Source organism: Martelella sp. K41-7 (genome assembly GCF_055808365.1).
Map to the genome: position 1 here is coordinate 485,639 of NZ_CM147867.1, position 18,395 is coordinate 504,033.

12 protein-coding genes and 1 pseudogene are annotated in these 18,395 nt (G+C 58.7%); 3 read left to right on the plus strand and 10 right to left on the minus strand.

From position 1 onward, the window contains the following. Positions 1-9: 9 nt before the first annotated feature. The 10 genes and pseudogenes from tssH to tssB form a co-directional block, all read right to left on the minus strand. Positions 10-2,706, minus strand: coding sequence for a type VI secretion system ATPase TssH (gene tssH, locus AC0L7L_RS02345; protein ID WP_473511665.1), 2,697 nt, complete (start codon positions 2,704-2,706; stop codon positions 10-12). 15 nt (positions 2,707-2,721) lie between these two features. Further along, complete coding sequence (icmH, locus tag AC0L7L_RS02350; protein ID WP_473511667.1) at positions 2,722-3,549, minus strand: type IVB secretion system protein IcmH/DotU; 828 nt, start codon at positions 3,547-3,549, stop codon at positions 2,722-2,724. Beyond that, positions 3,546-4,898, minus strand: a complete 1,353-nt coding sequence (tssK, locus tag AC0L7L_RS02355; protein WP_272210065.1) for a type VI secretion system baseplate subunit TssK — start codon at positions 4,896-4,898, stop codon at positions 3,546-3,548. Before tssK ends, icmH begins: the two co-directional genes overlap by 4 nt. A gap of 30 nt (positions 4,899-4,928) precedes the next feature. Further along, on the minus strand, positions 4,929-5,465 hold the full coding sequence (gene tssJ, locus AC0L7L_RS02360; protein WP_473511673.1) for a type VI secretion system lipoprotein TssJ: 537 nt from the start codon (positions 5,463-5,465) through the stop codon (positions 4,929-4,931). 4 nt (positions 5,466-5,469) lie between these two features. Continuing rightward, a complete protein-coding gene (gene tagH / locus AC0L7L_RS02365) occupies positions 5,470-6,954 on the minus strand; it encodes a type VI secretion system-associated FHA domain protein TagH (RefSeq protein ID WP_473511675.1) in 1,485 nt (494 codons plus the stop codon). A gap of 2 nt (positions 6,955-6,956) precedes the next feature. Beyond that, a pseudogene (gene tssG, locus AC0L7L_RS02370) lies at positions 6,957-8,059 on the minus strand (type VI secretion system baseplate subunit TssG). Then, on the minus strand, positions 8,023-9,813 hold the full coding sequence (gene tssF / locus AC0L7L_RS02375) for a type VI secretion system baseplate subunit TssF (RefSeq protein ID WP_473511678.1): 1,791 nt from the start codon (positions 9,811-9,813) through the stop codon (positions 8,023-8,025). The pseudogene tssG and the gene tssF overlap by 37 nt, the downstream one beginning before the upstream one ends. 145 nt (positions 9,814-9,958) lie before the next feature. Beyond that, on the minus strand, positions 9,959-10,324 hold the full coding sequence (gene tssE, locus AC0L7L_RS02380) for a type VI secretion system baseplate subunit TssE (RefSeq protein WP_473511680.1): 366 nt from the start codon (positions 10,322-10,324) through the stop codon (positions 9,959-9,961). Beyond that, positions 10,261-11,970: a type VI secretion system contractile sheath large subunit gene (gene tssC, locus AC0L7L_RS02385; protein WP_473511684.1), complete on the minus strand. Its 1,710-nt coding sequence runs from the start codon at positions 11,968-11,970 to the stop codon at positions 10,261-10,263. Before tssC ends, tssE begins: the two co-directional genes overlap by 64 nt. 32 nt (positions 11,971-12,002) lie before the next feature. After that, positions 12,003-12,596 (minus strand): type VI secretion system contractile sheath small subunit, encoded by a 594-nt coding sequence (gene tssB, locus AC0L7L_RS02390; protein ID WP_334312867.1) that lies wholly within the window; start codon positions 12,594-12,596, stop codon positions 12,003-12,005. Positions 12,597-12,901: 305 nt separating this feature from the next. Between tssB and tssM the strand changes: the two genes are divergently transcribed. From tssM to AC0L7L_RS02405, 3 genes are read left to right on the plus strand one after another with little or no spacing between them, the layout of a single operon-like run. Further along, positions 12,902-16,462 carry a type VI secretion system membrane subunit TssM gene (tssM, locus tag AC0L7L_RS02395; RefSeq protein ID WP_473511690.1) on the plus strand — a complete coding sequence of 1,187 codons (3,561 nt, stop codon included), beginning with the start codon at positions 12,902-12,904 and terminating at the stop codon, positions 16,460-16,462. A gap of 19 nt (positions 16,463-16,481) precedes the next feature. Next, a complete protein-coding gene (locus AC0L7L_RS02400; RefSeq protein ID WP_473511693.1) occupies positions 16,482-17,879 on the plus strand; it encodes a type VI secretion system domain-containing protein in 1,398 nt (465 codons plus the stop codon). After that, on the plus strand, positions 17,876-18,394 hold the full coding sequence (locus AC0L7L_RS02405) for a hypothetical protein (RefSeq protein ID WP_272210079.1): 519 nt from the start codon (positions 17,876-17,878) through the stop codon (positions 18,392-18,394). The genes AC0L7L_RS02400 and AC0L7L_RS02405 overlap by 4 nt, the downstream gene beginning before the upstream one ends. Position 18,395 lies beyond the last annotated feature (1 nt).

An 18,395-nucleotide genomic window follows, 5' to 3' on the forward strand; every position in this document is an offset into this window, starting at 1 on the left:
CCTCCATCGTCAGCCACCGTCCGCCAGTTGGGGAGACCGCTCGCGCGGTTCCGTCCGCGCAATCGTTTCAAACGAGAAGCCGTGCTCCTCGTCGTAGTCGACGACGATGGTCCCAAGCGCGATGCCCTGTTGCCCGGCCTCCAGAATTTCGAGTGAAATGGTCGGCAGTAATTGCCGCTGGATGATCTGATCGACGAAGCGTGCGCCATTAGTCGAAAAACCGCACATGGAGCGGATGCGCGCGGCGGCATTGTCGGTGACCGTCAAGGCGATGCGCTGGCTGTCGGCGAGAAGTTCCTTCAGCCCGCCGAGTTTCATGTCGACGATTTCGGCCATGACCGCTTCGGAAAGTGGCAGGTAGACGATCGGCTGCATGCGCGCGAGCAGTGCCGGCTTGAAATGCTGGACGAAGACCGGTTGCAGCGAGCGCGCCATGGTTTCGGCCGATGGCGTCTTGCCGTCCTCGGCCGTCGCCACCCAGTTTTCGATCTGGTCCGAGCCGAGATTGCTGGTCAGGAAGAAAACGACATTCTTGCAGTCGATGGCGCGCCCCTCGCCATCGGCGAGTTCTCCCTTGTCAAAGGCCTGGTAGAAAAGGTTTAGCACATTGGCATCGGCTTTTTCGACCTCGTCGAGCAGAACCACGGAATAGGGTTTCTTGCGGATGGCCTCCGTCAAGATGCCGCCCTCGCCATAACCGACATAGCCGGGCGGCGAGCCGATCAGGCGCGAGATGGTGTGGCGCTCCTGATATTCCGACATGTTGATCGTGGTCAGGAACTGCTCGCCGCCAAAAAGCTGTCGCGCAATCTCAAGCGCCGTTTCCGTCTTGCCGACGCCGGAGGGCCCGGCGAGGAAGAACACGCCCAAGGGTTGGCCCTTGCGGTGCAGATCGAGACGCGATGCTCTGAGCCGCTCCTCGATTGCCTTTAGCGCATGGTTCTGGCCACGGATCGTCTGCCCCATGGTTTCGGCCAGCGTCAGCAGTTTCTGATAATCGTCGGCCACCATGGAGGTGACCGGAATGCCGGTCCAGTCGCCGATGACGGCGGCAATTTCGGCAGCGCCCACATCGACGGGCACCAGGCGGTCGGCAAGAGCGATGCGGCTGAAGCGTTCGGCGGCATCGGCAAGATCCGGCTGATCTGTATCGGGTTGCGGGGCCTTTTCATTGCCTGAGCCGGTTTCAAGGAGGCTGCGTCTTTGCTCCAGCAGCGAACCCGCGATTTCACTCTGTTCGGAGAATTCCTTCTCCATCCTGCCGATTTCATCCTCGAGCACATCGAGACGGTTCTCGATAGCAGCAAGGCGCTCGTCTTGTTCATTCGTGAGGGTACCGATAGACTGGTCGCGCAGCAGTCCGTCGCGTTCCCGCATCAGGGCCGCGCGTTCCTCGCCATGCCTTTGAAGTATTGGCGGACTTGCCGAGCGTGCGGCCGAAACCCGCGCGCAGGCCGTATCGATAACATCGAGCGCCTTGTCAGGCAGCTGCCGGCCGGTGATGTAGCGCGCGGAAAGGCGGGCCGCTGCGTCCAGCGCGGCCTCGGTGATATAGACGCCATGCGCCTTTTCATAAGCAGTTTTCAACCCGCGCAGGATGATGACGGCCTCGTCCGCCGTCGGCTCATCGAGCTTGATCAGCTGAAATCGCCGGGTGAGGGCCGGGTCTTTTTCGAAATATTGTTTGTATTCGCTCCAGGTGGTGGCCGCTATGGTCTTCAGTTCACCACGGGCGAGTGCAGGTTTGAGAAGGTTGGCTGCATCCGAGCCGCCCTTGTCGCCGCCAGCACCAATCAGTGTATGGGCCTCATCGATAAACAGCACGATCGGTGTGGGGCTGGCCTTGACCTCGTCGATCACGGATTTCAGCCGCTTTTCGAACTCGCCCTTCATTGAGGCGCCGGCCTGCAGCGAGCCGATATCGAGGCCCCAGACCTCCACGCCCTTGAGCGGTTCAGGCACGTTGCCCTCGGCAATCTTGAGCGCAAACCCCTCGGCCAGCGCCGTTTTGCCGACACCGGCCTCGCCCACGCAAATCGGGTTGTTTTTGCGGCGGCGGCACAGGATTTCGATGATTTGCCGGATTTCAGCGTCGCGGCAGAACACCGGATCGATGCCGCCATTGCGTGCCAGTTCGGTAAAATTCGTGCCGTAGCGGGAAAGCGCGCTGTCTGATGTGTCGGGTTCTTGCGCGCCGACTTGGCCGCCGGGACCTGCGGTTCCCAGCGTCTCGACCGAACCGGACGTCAGCGTTTCAAACCGTTTGAGAATGTCCTCGGCGGAGAGTGTTTCCAGCAGATTGTAATAGGAAAAATCGAGATAGCGGCCCGCGTCGGACAGCATGGCGATCAGCACGGCGCCGGAACGGATCGAAGGCTCCTTCAGTTGCACCGATGCGACGATCCAGGCGTCCTGAAGAAGATCGAGGAGGAGCGGCGAAAACGTCGGCGTGCGGTCGGCCTCGCTCTGGCGCAGTCTGGCGAATGTTCCCTCGACAGTCTCTTTCGTCTGATCGGGCGAAAGGTTGTTTTCCTGCAGGATGACACGCATATCATTGCCGGGCTGGCCAAGAAGGCAGAACAGAAAATGTTCGATGGTGACTTCGCGGTGATACCGCGCCACGCAAAGCGATCCGGCTTCCTCGATTGCCAGCCGCGAACCCCGGTTGAACCTTTCGATGATTGCCCGGATATCCAGACGCGCCATGTCAGTTCCCCGCTTTCAAAGTATATTCTGCAATTGCTGGATCACCTGATCCGTGTAGTGGCCAAGGCGAATGTAGAAGGCGGCGAAGGTGCCGATGCACAAAACCGCGAACAGGATCCATATCAGCGACACAGGCGTCTGGCGGCGAATGATATGGGCTTTGCTGATGACCTTGTCGCGAAACGAGGTCAGCACTTCCGGCGGATCGCCGCGTTCCTTGCGAATGGCGTCGTGGACTTCGCGGATTACGGTTTCGAGCTGGCTGCGACCGTTGTGCATGACCCTGTATTTGCCTTCGAAATCAAGGCAGAGCAGTAGGTACAGAAATTCAATGAGCTCGATATAGCGTTCCGGATCGCGCATCAGCCGCGCCAGCACGATGAAGAATTTCTCGCCGCCCCAGGTCTCGGAATGGTACTGCGCCAGCAGGCTGCGCCCCGACCAGTCGGAATCCTGGCCCCAGGGCGAGCACATGACCGCTTCATCAACGGCCGTGCACAGGCAATATCGATGGGCAAGGATCGTCGCGCGGTCGTAACCCTCCCGATGCAGCTCCAGCTCGATGGATTCGATTTCGGCGCTGATATCGTGGTGAAGATGGTCGATGTTTTCAAAATTGCGGACGTCGGGAATGCGTGCCAGAAGCGCCAGCAACGGCTGGCTGGCATCGACAATTTTGTTGAGGCTGTTGCCGCGCAGCGGAAACGACAGGCGTGACGGCGCATAGGTTCTGGCCGAAACCGTCTTCATTTCCGGGGTGTCATTGGCCTCGATGAGCCTTTCGCTGTCACCCTCCCTACCGGGCTCGAATATGCCCGTTTGGCCCTCGGTCAAATCGCTCATGTCATTGCCCTCTCATTGCGGATGGCCCAGAACTGCATTTCGAGATCGGGGAAGTTGCCGGTCACGTGGAAAGCGAAGCCGCTAGCATCTTCGATGTACTTCCAACCCGGTGAGTTTTCATCAAGCTGGAAATAGGTGAACCCCGCATGATACGGCAACTGGCGCGGCGGCGCTGGCAGACGTTGCAGCACCACGCCGGGCAGTTGCACGTGGATCAGTTCGCGGATCTTTTCGATCGATGAGACCTTGGTCTGCGCCGGAAACTCCAGCGACAGTTTTTCCAACTGAACGCTCGCCTTCACGGCAATCACGAAAATAGCGGTCTTCAGCAGTGACCGGTCATTCAGCGGCGTGGTGTAGACGCCGTATTTCTGCTTGTTGAGCGGCAGCGCGACCGCATTCGCCTCGAAGATCGCCGTCAACGACTGGCGCAATGAAGTAATCACCGGTTCGAAGCAGATGGCCGGCTCTTCGTGGTGGTAAGGGGGCCACATTTCCGGCATCCGCTTTTCGTGGGTAAAGGTCGCAAGCTCGCCCGCCGCTCTTGCCAGAACCATATAGAGATCACGCAAGTGAATGCCCTGAACCGTGGCGAGATGCCTGAACTCCGGCCACAGCCTGTTGATGGTCTGCAGCATCAGGAAATCCGAGACATCCGAGACGCCACGCTGCCCGGGCGTGCCAAGCCGCTCGGCAATCTGGCGGGCGCGCTGCTGCAACAGGCCGACGAAATCCTCAAGCGTCTTCTTCAACTGTGGGGTCGCTTCGAGAGCCGATGCAGTCGGCAGAAAGCGGTCATCGAGAACGAGGCTGCCGTCGGATCGTTTCTCGCGGATACGGGCGATCGGAAGGCAAGTATAGGAGGAGCGATCCTCTTCCTCAAGCATCAGCCGCAGACGGTATTGCGCGACATTGATGTCTAATGTCTCGGTTTCCGCAGAGGCATTGTCGCGTACCTCCTGCAACACCGCGCTCATGCGCACATGCGACTGCGGTTGATCGGAATCCTCGATTTCCGGCACGCCATTGAGCCTGAGAGGCAGCGCGAGATAGACGCGCTGATCGACGATATTGCGCCCGCTGACATCGAGTGCTGCCGGCGGCTTGGTTTCGCCGGGAATGTCGAGCACCGAACCATCCGGAAACACGCCGCGCGCACTGTCGATAACGACCTTGCCGTGTAGCAGGTTCTCCGGACTGATCTCGACCTTTGACAGGCCTGTTTGATAGGCGTCGACGCCCTCGATCCGCGCCCTGATAAGATATTCGATATATCTCTGTTGTTGCTGGAAATGATGGGGTTTCAGAAACAGCCCGTCGCGCCAGACAACATGATTTCTCAATGACATTTTTCGCTTCGATCCATTCTGCCTAAAGCCTTACCGGTGCAGGTTCGTGATGATTTGCGTTGGTGTGATCGCGGTGAAGAGCTGGTAGGTCTCTCCCTTGGCATTCACCTGAACGGTGGTGCGCCAGTTGATATCCTGGTAGTTTACGTAGCCGGCGACGATGCCGATGAAGGTCGTGTCCTTTTTCAGTTCGATGTTTTTGATGGGCTTGGACCGGTCCGGCGTGACCTGGACCTGCTTCATGTCGACATAGGTCGATTGTAACGTGCCTTTCGGGTCGGTGGTCAGCGACTCAAAGTCGGATTGCATGAACTGGCCGTCGTCGGAGAGTTGAAAAAACCAGACATCGATCGGCAGGGACTGGCCATCATCGCCGCGATTGGCGCCCTTCTCCTCGAAGATCATCATGTTGAGTGTGCTCGGCTGGTCCGTAGTCTTGCCGACAGGGATATCGGGATTCGCGATGACCTTGAGAATCTTGCCCGTCGCCTGTGGAATGCCGCATGACGACAATCCGACCACGACAAACAGCAACGCAACCCACGCAATACGCCGACGCAAACACATTCGCCTACCGCTCCTCTCCCAAGCCAGCGAGCGCCTTGCTGCGCATCTCGCGGTCATAGACCTGCCGGAAAATCTCCCAGAACATGCGGGTGAGACCGCGCTGGCGGTCGGACTTCATCTCCTCGTAATAGTGACGGTACATCTGCCAGTGCCAGGCATCCTGATCGCCAATGCGCGGCGCATGGCCCTTGTAGCGGGCGAAGCGGCGCGAAAGCTGGTCCGGCGCCAGTGCCGCCAGCACAGCGCCCAAAGCCGCATCGATCGCAACCCGGCTCGCCTGTTCATGGGCGCTGATCTGCTCAAGACTTTCCTCGATGGCAGCAGTGGCGTTCAGATGAACCGGGCTTTGAACCAGAAACAGATCGCGCATCGCCTCCTCGGTGCTCATGTCGAGACGCAACGGATTGTCTTCGACTGGATGCAGATGTGTGTCGCTGAGATTGTTGCGGTCCTCGCCCTGGAGACTGTGAATCGCCATAAGCCCGGAAACAGCCGTTTTCAGCGCCGAACCCGTCTCGCGCGCAAGTCGGTTCGCCTCCGGGACCGGCATATCGGCGACCGGCAGTCCCATGGCCTGCATCAGCGGGCGGAGCACCACGTGATCGACCTGCTCGTCGTCTTCCAACTGCCCTGTCCTGGCGGCGGCGGGCCATTCCTCCCGCTCGCGCATTTCCTGAAGACCGCCTTCAACCGAGCGGTTTGCCAACTCGTCGAGATAGTCTTCCAGTTCCTCGCCTTCCTTCGTGACGCCAGGGCTTGCGAAATTCGCATGCTCGGCCATCGGATCGTCGACGCCGGGCCTCTTCTTGCTCGACTTCGGCTGGAGATTCAGGTCGTCGATCAGATCTTTCTTGTCTGGCATGGCTCTCATTCCTCGTTGGCTGTCGAACAGAACGACCGGGTCGTTGGACAAGTCCATCTCTCCGCTGGCGGTTCGGTCGAGATGCGTCACCGGGTCGATCCCCTCATCGAGATCGGTGTCGTCGCGTTCGAAAAAAACGCTTCCGCCGTCGTCGGCCTCCGAGGTATCGGCAAGCAGTGCGGCAGCATCAATCTGCTCATCGCGGCTTTCGCCCTTGAGCGTGCCGGGGATGATCGTTTCCACGGCGGAAAAGCGCTCTTCCCACCCCTGAAAGCTCTCGCCTCTGCCCTTTTTCCCGGCTTCGTCGGCGGCGAGATAGACGGAAACGTCGAAGTCGCCGATCCTCCATCGGTCGCCATCGGAAATCGAAAACGCGGCACCCCTGGGCAGGGGACGCGAGGAGCCGTTGACGACTATTCCCTCGTCATTTTCGGGCATGGCACAGAAACGGCCATCCTGAAGATATACGCGGACATGATGCGGACTGACGGATCCGGTGCGATCGGCAAGACGCCAGTTTGCGTCTTCGTCCGAGCCTACGGTTCCGCCGTGCTCGGAAAATACGGCGGTTGCGACAATGCCGCTTTCCAGATTGATGGTGTTATTGACGGCGAGGATCAGACGCATTGTCAAAGTCTCCCCGTCACGCGGACATCGCGGCGGCTTGCCTCACCGGTTCCCAGAAACGAAGACCAGCCGAGGTGCGAGCGATATCCCTCAACCTCTTCGGGCGAAACCTCTTCGCGCCCATGCAGGCAAAGCGGTTTGGCCTCTCCGGCCGCGAGACCGAGTTTGATGTCATAGGCATGCTGGTCGCGCAGCATGAACTCGATGAGCTGTTTCACCGCCTCATGGCTGCTGCCGCGCGGCAGGAATTCCTGGAAGCGTTCGAAGCCGAGATTTTTCAGGTAGATGTTGAACTTCGAAGCGATGTCGGGAACGCGCTCGCCGATGACGGCGCTTTCGCCCAGCACCGAATTCAACCGGCCAAGAGAGAACTGTTGTTCGGTGGGAATATCAACCTTGCGCCGGATCCATTCCTCGACTTCGACATCCGGATGGAAGAAGGCATGGGCCACAACGGATGACACCACCTGCGGCGATCTGTTGCGCGAGGCGAGCAGGCCGGTGAAGGTCAAAAGCCTCGCCCAGTTGATCGGCGACAGTTCGCGCGCTTCCCGGTCGGCAAGGCCGAACAGGCAGAATATCGCCTGCGAGAAATCATCCTTCGCACCGGGCTTGTAGCGCACATAATAGCGGTATTTGCGCATCGTGCGATGCATCAGCCCGACAAGCCGGTTGTGGAAGAAATCGAAGAAGCCCTTCAGCAGGGAGCCCTCGGCATCATAGCGCGCAACCGTTTCCTGATAATAGGAGGGCAGGGGGAGCCTGCCCCATGCAGGCCGAGAAATGTCACTTCCATGCGGAAGCGTTCGCGCCTGTCAGGTAAGACCGCCTTCTCGCGCTGATTGACGTCATCAATGGCATGGGCGTCGCCCGGCCCCTTTTCTTCAAGTACGATGCTGTTAATGTCGGACACCGGGAAACCGAGGCGGTTGTCGACGCTGAAAACGATTTTTTCGTCTGCCGGAAGCATGTGGGTTCCCGCCTCCGTCCCGTCGTCGAAAGCGCGCTGCGTCTGCTCAACCGCCTGGAAGAAAGACCAGGCGCGGGCATCGCGGACCAGAAGGTCCGTCAGATGATCGGCTGCCGACCTGTCTTCGCTGGCCATTGGTAAACCTCGTTGTTTTCCTCTCCTTCCACGATGAGTTCGTGGAAGGAGTTGATGCTGGCATAAAGGGTGAAGAACTCGGCAAGCACGCTGGCGAACAGATACATGTCGCCCTCGCTCTGAAAGCATGACTCGCGGATGGTCATGCGCGTCAGCAATCCGCGGATCGGCTGGCCGCGAAACAACTTGTCGAAGGGTTTGGTGTCGATCGCGCGGATGCCGTCCATGCGCTGGCGGCTGGTGCGCTCGGCGCGGCGGTCAGCATAGGCCTGGAAATCATAGATGGCGATCACAGCGCCAAGCGCGTCTTTGTTCAGCAGCGACACATAGTTCAGGGCGAGATTGGAAATCATCGTCCAGTAGAGAGACCCATCAAGCGGCGGGTAGATCGGGGCTGTCGGCTGGCGCAGATTGCGAAAGGTGACAAAGGCAGGCGTGTCCTCGGTCATGACGCAGATATCGCCGCCGCCGAGTTCGCGGGCGTGGCGGTTGTTGAAGCAGCTCAGCTCGGACGAAACCACTTCGTAGTCTGGAACGGCACTCGAATTGTCGTGCCGGACGAAGGAAATGAGGTGATCGGCGCCAGTCTGCCGCAGGGATTCCCGCATTCTGAGCCGGAAGTAGATCTGCGTCAGGTTCTGCTGGCGTTCTACCTCGTGATGAAAGGACTCAAACGCCGGATATTCACGCAGATGCTGACCGGTTGCGGGTTCGCCCTCGGAACGCCAACTCACCACCCGGTCGATCGAAAAGATTGCCTTCGCGCCGTCACCATTGGAGGACGGTCGCAGGGGATAGTGAAGTCGGCGGTGATCGACCTTCATCGGTTCGGCATCATGACGGAACAGGTTGATGGCCGGCGTGCAGTAGAGCTGCACGGTGTCCGGGCGCACCTTGACGTCCGGCGGCAGCGGTCGCTCGAACTGAACCGACAGGCGAAACGTCATGCCGCCTTCATTGCCGAGGCTTTCGCCGAAGCGGAGAAGATCGAAGCACTGGAATTTTTCGGGGAAGACGAAATATTCCTGCAGCAGACGATAGCCTTCGTAGGCCGTGTTGCCGGACGGCAGTATCGCCTCGTTCGCCGCGAAACCGCCGGGGTGGACATTGCGCAGCGGAAAGGAAACGGTGCGCCCGCCACTTTCTCCGCCCGTGACCGTGATGTCGATGGATTTCAGATAGCGACCGAACCACAGATAAAGCATCTGCGCGGTGTGATCGCCGCTTGCAAACCACAGCCGCAGATCGCGGAGATCGATCATGCCGAGCGGCAGACCGGACAGCGTTTCAAAATCGATGTGCAACGTGGTCGACTGCCGCGATCGCTCAAGATATTGCTCGGCGATCTCGAGCGGATAGACATGGGTTTCGGACGTTGTTCGAAACGGGCAGACCGTGCCGGATACCGGTCGCGACAGGATGATCGTGCCGTGCGGCACGACTTGCCGTTCGGTGATCGACTTTTCCTGCGGCGTGAGCTTCATCAGCGCAGTGGATGGAAACGGACGCAGAAAATTCGGCAGCAGCAGATTGACGACGGAATGGGTCAGTTCCGGCAGTTCGTCATCCAGCTTCTCCCGGAGCCGCGAGGTCAGGAACGCAAACCCCTCAAGCAGACGCTCAACATCGGGGTCCGTCGACTGTTCGGAAAGATACCGAGCAAGTTTGGGATTGTTTTCAGCAAAGAACCGACCGCTTTCCTTCAGATAGGTCAGTTCGTCCTGAAAATAGCGTGAGCGCGCCGAGTTTGCCAATTCTGGCTCCTGCAACTAATTACATAACTGTTCCGACGTAGCCATCTGCCGCATGACCGAACTGTTTTTTCTTTGGTCGACAGGCCCCGCCGGGTGCGTTTTTTGCGTCAATTCCCTGTCAGAACGTACCCTGCCGTCGAGCACCCTAGATAATCTGTGTGGCGTGTCCGTCCCGCATGAGCAGATCGATTTCGACCAGTTCCTGCCGCGATTTTGCCGGCACCAGAGCCTGGATCCGGAACTTTAGATCGAGCGGCCGATCCGGATCGCGCATGCACTCGACAGCTTTGACCTCGACGCGCGGCTCAAAGGTGTTGATGCAATCACGGATCGACGCCGCGATGTGTCGGGTCAGGTCATTGGATTCGATCGACGACTCGTTGAAATCGGCCAAACCGAGGTCGGGGGCGGATTGGGAAGCGCCGCTGCGTGCGTTGAGCAGGCGGATCAGGTGGCGCTTGATCGAACGTACGGTTGCCTCCGCGGCATCGTCTGTGCGCTCGATTGCCACATTCTCCTCGTCCAGCACAAGACGCTCGAACAGGCTGCCGGCCGACCGGCGATCGATGCTGTCCCGAATGTCGCTTTCGCGGTCCCTTCGCATGGTCGGATTGCGCCTATTCTTCCTTGTCGAGCTTGCCCACCAGGGACAGTTCGAAATTGGCGCCCATATATTTGAAGTGCGGACGAGACCTTCAGCGTGACCTGATACCAGCCGGGATCGCCCTCGACATCGGAGACCTCAACGCTTGCCGCGCGCAGCGGACGGCGCGAACGCACATCCGAAGGCGGGTTTTCCTGGTCGGCGACATACTGCTTGAGCCAGACGTTGAGCTCGCGCTCGAGGTCTTCCTTTTCCTTCCAACTGCCGATCTGCTCGCGCTGCAGCACTTTGATATAGTGCGCCAGCCGGTTGATGATCATCATGTAGGGCAGTTGCGTACCGAGCTTGTAATTGGTCTCGGCGGCCTTGCCTTCCTTCGTGTTCTGGAAGATTTTCGGCTTCTGAACGGAGTTGGCCGAGAAGAAGGCGGCGTTATCCGAGCCCTTGCGCATGGTCAGCGCGATGAAGCCTTCCTCGGCGAGTTCATATTCGCGCCGGTCGGTGATCAGGATTTCGGTCGGAATCTTTTCTTCGAGCTGCCCGAAGGCCTCGTAGACATGGACGGGCAGGTCGTACACCGCACCGCCCGATTGCGGGCCGATAATGTTCGGGCACCAGCGGTATTTGGCAAAGCTTTCGGTCAACCGAGTCGCGAGAACAAAGGAGGTATTGCCCCAAAGGTAATGCCCATGATCATCGGTGACACTCTCGGAATAGACGAAGCTCTTGACCGGATTTTCCTCCGCGTCATATGGCTGGCGCAACAGGAAGCGCGGGCAGGTCAGGCCGACATAGCGGGAATCCTCGCTCTGGCGGAAACCCATCCATTTTCGAAAGCGGGGGCCTTCATAAATTGAGAACAAGTCCTTCTGTGCTGGCAGATCGACGAATTCGTCGACATCGAAAATCTCCGGAGAAGCTGCCGCAATGAACGGTGCATGCGCCATGGCGCCGACCGAGGCGACGAACTGCAACAGCTTGACGTCGCGCGCGCCGGGACCGAAATCGTAATTGGCGATCATCGCGCCCACAGGCTCGCCACCGAACTGACCGTAGCCGGATGAATAGATGTGTTTGTAAAGACCGGACTGCACCACTTCCGGCGCGGTCTCGAAATCCTCCAGCAACCTCTCCTTGGAAACCGGCAGCAGGTCGATCTTGATGTTTTCCCGGAAGTCCGTCTGGTCGATCAGGAGCTTCAGCCCGCGCCAGGCCGACTCCATTTCTTGAAATCCCTTGTCGTGAATGATCTCGTCCACCTGACGCGAGACCTTCTCATCAAGCTGGGCAATCATCTGGTCGACGAGAACACGGTTGATGCGCTCGCCGGGCTTGCGGCTTGAGAGCATGTCGGCGATGAACGCTTCCATGCCCTTACGCGCTATGGAATAGGTCTCCGTATCGTCCGGACGGATCCGGGTTTCTTCCATGATCTGGTCCAGAAGCGAGACGCTTTGTGTTTCGCCGGACTTTTCCTTGAGAGCAGCACCTGATTGGGCCATGTTTTTCAACTCCGAACTACGCGCCGATGATTTCGGCAGGTCAAACTGCATTCCGGTATTCCTTCAGGAAAACGGGGACGTATTCAGCCTTTCTTGTCTTTCGGCTCGTCATCCTTGACGGCGATATCGCCCTCGGGCGTGCCGGACAGGTCAGGCTTTGGCTCTGCCGCCAGTTTTTCAGCCTCTCGCGCTTCGATGGTCTGCAACTCTTCGACCAGCTTCTGCCGTGCATCCTCGTCCTCAAGAATTTGCTCCAGCCGCTGGCGAAAGGCCGGCATATTGCCGAGCGGACCCTTCAGTGCGACAAGCGCCTCGCGAAGCTCGATCAGCTTCTGCAGTTCCGGAACCTGCCGCACCACCGCATCTGGTGAGAAATCCGCAAGGCTCGTGAACTCAAGTGTGGTGCGAAGGCGCGCTTCCTCGTCGTCGGAGAGCGTGTCCTTAACCTCCATCTCGCGCTTCAACCCGGCCTCCTTCATCACCGAGGCGAAGCTGTTCTTGTCCACTGAGAGCATCTCGCGCTCTTCCAGCGGCAAGCCGTCGTCATGACCCAGATAGTCGCCGAGCATGACGAGACGGAGAGGCAGTTCGACCTCCTCCTGCTGATCGCCTGTCGCGGGGACATAACGGATATTGATCCGCTCCTTCGGAGCGACGGAACTGTCTTTTCCAGCCATTTTGTCCTGTCTCCTGTGTTCATTCAGGCCCGTCGGAAGCCGTGCGGCTACGACCTTGGCGAGTATCCGGAAGAAAATTTCCTAAAATAAGGTAACCTCCATCAGTGGTAATAATCACTAACGTCAGTATCTCAGGTTGACAAGACGAGTTTTGAAAAATATCGAATATAAAGGCATTAAGGCTATATTTATTGTAATTTATATTGTTGTAATATATTTTTTACTTAAATATATTTGATCAACGAAATGGCGGCAAGGCGGGAGTGAAACCGTGAAGCGAGATCTTTGGACTGGCGAAAGCTCTGGTGCGCGGTTTCTTTGGTGCGCTGAAAAGCCTAGTAAAATCATATGGTACAGCCAGTTTGATCATCGCCTTCGCCCTTTGCGCGTTCATCTGGTTCCTCGGGCCTCGACTCAAGGTCTACGATTTCCAGCCATTTGGGCCAGTGACGTTCCGATTGATCGCAATCATTGCGATTATATTCTTCTGGGGGCTAAGCAATTTGCTCTTCGGCGCGGTGAGCAGACGCAGACAGGAGCGGGCTGGGGAAGAAGAGGTGACAAAGGCGCCGCGGGACCCGGTTAAGGATCGCGTTGATGCGTTCGACCGCAGTTTCCGCAATGCGATGTCCGCCATCGCAAAGCACTGGATCGGCTCTGATGGCAAGCGCGGGAAACGCTCGGTCTATTCGCTGCCCTGGTATGTGATGCTCGGCTTTCCCTCAGCCGGGAAGACCTCGTTCATCGTCGAGTCCGATCTCAAGTTTCCGCTGGCGCATCTTTTCTCGCAGGAAGACGCCAAGACTGTGACGAAAACCGAGGATGTCGATTATTGGGTTACCGATGACGCCGTTGTTTTCGATGTCGCCGGTCAGTTGCTCACCCATCAGCGCAACCGCGAAGACGACAATATTCTCGACGTTTCGCGACTTCTCTGGGACAAATTTCTGGGTCTGCTGAATGAATACAGACCCCGCAGGCCGATCAACGGCGCGATCGTCTGCATCGATCTCGTCGACCTTATACAGTCATCGCCCGAAGTCAGGGAAAACAAGGCAGCCCTTCTGCACGCCCGCCTGGTCGAAATGTCGGAAGCGCTCAGCACGCGCTATACCGTGCATGTCATCCTGTCCAAGCTGGACCTTCTGGACGGTTTTCACGAGTTCGTCTCCGGGCTGACCAAAGCTCAGCGCGAAGAACCTTTCGGTTTCACCTTCTCGGTCTATTCGGAGAAGGCCGGAGACAGCTGGGTGGCGGAGTTCGAGAAGGCCTATGACGGCTTTCTCGAGCGTCTCAACAATCTGATGCTGGATCGTATCGCCGATCAGCACTCCTCGGAGGCGCGACGTAAACTCTATACCTTCACGCGCCAGCTTTCCGGCCTGAAAATGCTGATCAAGGAATTTCTGGGAACCAGCCTCCATCAGGACAAGTTCTCGACGGCGCCGCTAGTGCGCGGCGTGTTCATGGCCTCCTGCCGCCAGGAAGCTGTGCCGTTCAACGCTGTCCTGACTGCGGCCTCGCAGAAATACGAGATCCGCCCGCCCGTGCTTGCCGTCCACGGCGATCACTCGAAGCACTATTTCTCGGCCAATGTGCTCAAATCCGTGATCTTCGAGGAAGCAGGCCTTGCTGGCGACAATATCCGGCTGGAGCGCGCCAAGCGGATGCGGTTCATCCTCTCAGGCGCCGCGGCTTCGGTTCTGTTCATCGGCTTTGTCGGCTTTTATTGGCAGGCCTATGAAAGCAACCGCGCCAAGATGGACGAGGTCGTCAATATCGCCAGGACCTACAAGGCGGACGGAGAAAATCAGATCGCAAACGTGGCAGATGCGGGGCAGTCTTTCCTCAAGCCGCTGAATGCGCTGCGTTCCGCCGGAACCATTTTCGGCAATTATGACCGCTGGGGCGTCGTGCCGTCCTTCCTGACGCTGTCGCAGGGGCGGAGGATCGGGCCGGTCATCGACAAGACCTATATCGACGTGTTGCAAGACGGTTTCCTTCCCGATCTTGCGAGCTATGTGGAGACCGATGTCGTCTCACTCGGCAAGTCGGCCGACACTCGCGATGGCGATAAAAGGCTTGAAGACCTGCGCATCTATCTGATGCTTGGTGACACGTCGAAACGCAATAATGCGTTGGTGGAGGAGTGGTACGGCGAAGTCTGGCAAACCCTCTATACCGGATACGACCAGACGCAGCAGGACCTTTCCAGTCATCTGAAATTTGCCGTCGAGGACGCTAACCTGGAAGTCCCGCTTGACCAGACCGAAGTCGCCTCGGCGCAGGCGGATCTGCGCGCCGTGCCGCGAGACCTGCGCCTTTATCGCAATATCGAGCAGCTTGCCAAAAGCCAGCTTGTGTCGTCCGTCAACTTCAGAAACGAGATCGGGCCGGCCTATAACATCATTTTCAAGCCTCCGGTCGACGCCAACGGCAAACCGGAACCGGTGGAAATCCCACCCTTCTTCACCAAGGCCGGCTTTACCGACTTTTTTGTCAAGCAGAACGAGGCGCTGTCCGTCGTTGCCATCGAGGACGCCTGGGTGGCCGGCGAGCGCGACACGGTAAGCTATTCCAAGGAGGATCTGGACGCTTTCCGCAAGCAGGTCGCCGAACGCTATGCGACCAATTACATCGATACCTGGACCACCGCTCTGAATCAGCTGGACATCGTCGATTTCGGCAGCCTCGACAAGGGCGTCGACGTGCTTGAGGAGATCACCGGGCCGGACGATCCATTCGCCCGGCTGATCGCGCTTGTGAAGGCGCAGACACAGATCTACGCCGAGAAAACCGTCACCCAGACACCGGATCAGGCTGCCGATGCCAAACAGCCCTATGACCTTTACCGGGAGCAGGGCATGCGCATCAACCGTGCCTTTGCCCGGCTCGATGCGCTGGACGATCCCCGGGACAACAAGGGCAGCTATCTTGAAGACCTCGAGGCATCGCTCTCGAAGCTTTACGAGTATCTCAAAGAGGTTCGCCAGGCTGGCGATCGTTCCGGCGAAATGGCGCTGGCCAAGGCGAAGGCGCGGGTGAAGCTGGAAGGCGATGACCCGATATACGTCGTCGAGCGCCAGGGGGTTGACCTGCCGGAACCGATGAGCCGGTTCTTCGCGACCATTTCCGACCAGAGCTGGGCGGTGGTGCTGGACAAGGCCAAGGAAGAACTCCAGCGCGCCTGGAACGACGATGTCTACGGCGAATACAATCTTTCGCTGGCAACGCGCTATCCGTTCACCATGGACGCTCAGGAGGATGTGCCGCTCACGGAATTCTCCGACTTCTTCGGTCCGAACGGCAAGATCGAGAATTTCTACAACGACAATCTGAGCCTGTTCCTTGATGCCGCAACCGGAAAGTCGAAGGTCATCGACGGACAAAGTCTGGTGATCAATCCCGAGTTTCTTGTGCAGTTGAAGAAGGCGCTGGCTCTGCAGAACGCCTATTTCGGCAATGACGGCGCGCTTGGCGTGAACTACACGGTGGAACCGAAGGGCCTTTCCGGCCGCTTCGGCCGCTCGGTCATGAATGTCGAAGGCCAGCTCGTGCCCTACTCGCATGGACCCCGCTTTCCGGTTCGTATCATCTGGCCGAACGAGCTTTCGAAGAAGGCCGAAAGCGTGCTGACGCTGTTTCCGAGCGGCGGCGGCAAGCCGCGCACCATGTCCTTCAGCGGCCCATGGTCGGGCTACAGGCTCCTGAATTCCGGCAAGATCGTCAATTACGATGCTAATGGCATGGTGGTCGAATTCAATGTCGGCGGCGGGACCGCGAGCTACACGATCACCCAGCAGGGGCAGAAAAACCCGGCGAGACAGGACCCGCTGGCCGATCTCGTTCTGCCTGCCCGTCTGTGATTGCACGTGGGAGAGGCCGATGGCGAATGAGGGATTCCTGAACGCGATTAATGCCACGCTTGCAGATCCTTATGACGGCGACGTCGAGGATCTGCACGCCTATGATGTGATCGGCGATGCGCTGATTCGGCGTGGAACGCCTAGTCAGGTATCGGTCGACTGGCAGCGTGTCGAGGAAGCGGCGTCAAGACTTCTGGCCTGCAACGCCAAGGATATCCGGTTGATCGAAGCGATCTGCATGGCGCGGTTCGCAACTCGCGACCGCGAGGGCCTGCTTGCTTGCCTTGACGGGCTTAACGCCTTTCTGGCTCTGCCGAAATCCCTGCGGAGGCTCGAGAAGAAAGCGCAGTTTCAATCGGCTCTGACCCGGCTGTTGGGGTTCTTGCTGCGCGATGAGCCGCCCGGTCCGGCCGGCGTGCTGGCCGAGGAATTGACCGCGAGTCTCCGGCTGCTCGGTGAGAACGAGGCGGTGCAGGAGGCCGGGCAGTCACGGATGATTTCGGGCTTTCTCGACCGGCTGGCCCATGATGCGGATGGGGCGGGCGGGGATCGCGGCGAGGGAGCCAAAGCCCGGCCTGTGTCGACCTCACAGACCAATGGCATAACAGCGGAGGCCAGACAGGTTGAGCCTCCTCCTTCAACTGCGGTCGACTTCCGGCTGCTGCGCCGTCAGGCCGGAGAGCTTGCCGACCTGCTGTTTGATCTCGAACCGGCAGCCCCCGTCTCCTATCTTCTGCGCCGCCATGTGACCTGGATTGACGTTACCGCGCCGCCGCCGCTCAAGGAGGGGCAGAACACGGTCGTTCCGCCGGTCTCCATTGAAAGCGTCGAGCGCTATGAAGCCGCCTTGCGCGAAAATCCGGACGACCCGGCACTTGCCAAAAGGCTGGAGCGAACGCTTCAGTCGCTGCCCTTCTGGATCGGCGGGCATGTTATTGCCGCACAGCTGGCGCAAAAATGCGGGCGTTCTGCCGCAGCCGCGGCCATCGCCGCGGAAACACGCCATTTCCTGGCGCGCCTGCCGGGGCTGACGGGCCTCAATTTCCTCGACGGTCAGCCGCTCGTCGCGACCGACGACCTGGCGGCTCTCGATCAGCTTGCCGGGCACGCCGAACGGGCGTCGGCGGCGGACGGGGATGGGATATATCTGGACAATCCCGGTGGCGAGATGCCGACACTTGAGAGCATGGCAGCAGACCCCGCGAAGGCCAGCGAATGGGATCAGAGTTATCGACAGGCCCCATCACCGCGCATGCGCGCCTTTCTGGAACTCGCCACATTGGAGATGATGGCGGCTTCCGGTTTTGCCGCGATCACCGCCGATCAGGCCATGCGCCTCGAACGGGCGGCCGAAGGCATCGGCGTCAAGGAATGGGACCCGGAGCTTTTCCGAAGGCTGGAGAAGTTCAGAAAATGATGGGTACTAACACTCTGAATCCAAATGGAAATTTTCGCACTCAACGGTACTGGCCAAAAATGGCCAAGCTTGGCCATTTTTGGCCGAGACGGATTCGCTGTTCTGGATCAATGGGTTATGCCGGATTTCGGCATTATGTTCGTACTTGTCCCGGCCATTTTTGGCCGGAGCTTCTTGGGTTCACTTACATAAATAAACGCTCATATGGCCTTGTCGCTGCCCTCGGTGATAAAAATATCCTTTTAAAATCAGTTGTTTGCCATTTTTCCGCTCAAAGAAATCGTCTCTGGCACGGTTTATGCTATGCGATGTTTGCCCGCTGCGGTTTGCCGCTGACGGGCCTGAACCCGCCGACGGCTGTTGCCGTGGCATTTGATAACGATGAAACGAAGACGCCTGCCGGATCTTGCATGTTTGGCGACAGGCGCAATGGCAGGAAAAGTGGAAACCGGTTTTCCGTCCGGCCACTGCGCGAGGCAAAACTCCGGCAGGCGTCTCATAACAGGCAGGAGTAAC

Excerpts from the sequence above, each read along its gene's own strand:
- tssH (WP_473511665.1), bottom strand. The coding sequence starts at position 2,706 with ATGGCGCGTCTGGATATCCGGGCAATCATCGAAAGGTTCAACCGGGGT.
- icmH (WP_473511667.1), bottom strand. The coding sequence starts at position 3,549 with ATGAGCGATTTGACCGAGGGCCAAACGGGCATATTCGAGCCCGGTAGG.
- tssK (WP_272210065.1), bottom strand. The coding sequence starts at position 4,898 with ATGTCATTGAGAAATCATGTTGTCTGGCGCGACGGGCTGTTTCTGAAA.
- tssJ (WP_473511673.1), bottom strand. The coding sequence starts at position 5,465 with ATGTGTTTGCGTCGGCGTATTGCGTGGGTTGCGTTGCTGTTTGTCGTG.
- tagH (WP_473511675.1), bottom strand. The coding sequence starts at position 6,954 with ATGCGTCTGATCCTCGCCGTCAATAACACCATCAATCTGGAAAGCGGC.
- tssC (WP_473511684.1), bottom strand. The coding sequence starts at position 11,970 with ATGCAGTTTGACCTGCCGAAATCATCGGCGCGTAGTTCGGAGTTGAAA.
- tssB (WP_334312867.1), bottom strand. The coding sequence starts at position 12,596 with ATGGCTGGAAAAGACAGTTCCGTCGCTCCGAAGGAGCGGATCAATATC.
- AC0L7L_RS02400 (WP_473511693.1), top strand. The coding sequence starts at position 16,482 with ATGGCGAATGAGGGATTCCTGAACGCGATTAATGCCACGCTTGCAGAT.
- AC0L7L_RS02405 (WP_272210079.1), top strand. The coding sequence starts at position 17,876 with ATGATGGGTACTAACACTCTGAATCCAAATGGAAATTTTCGCACTCAA.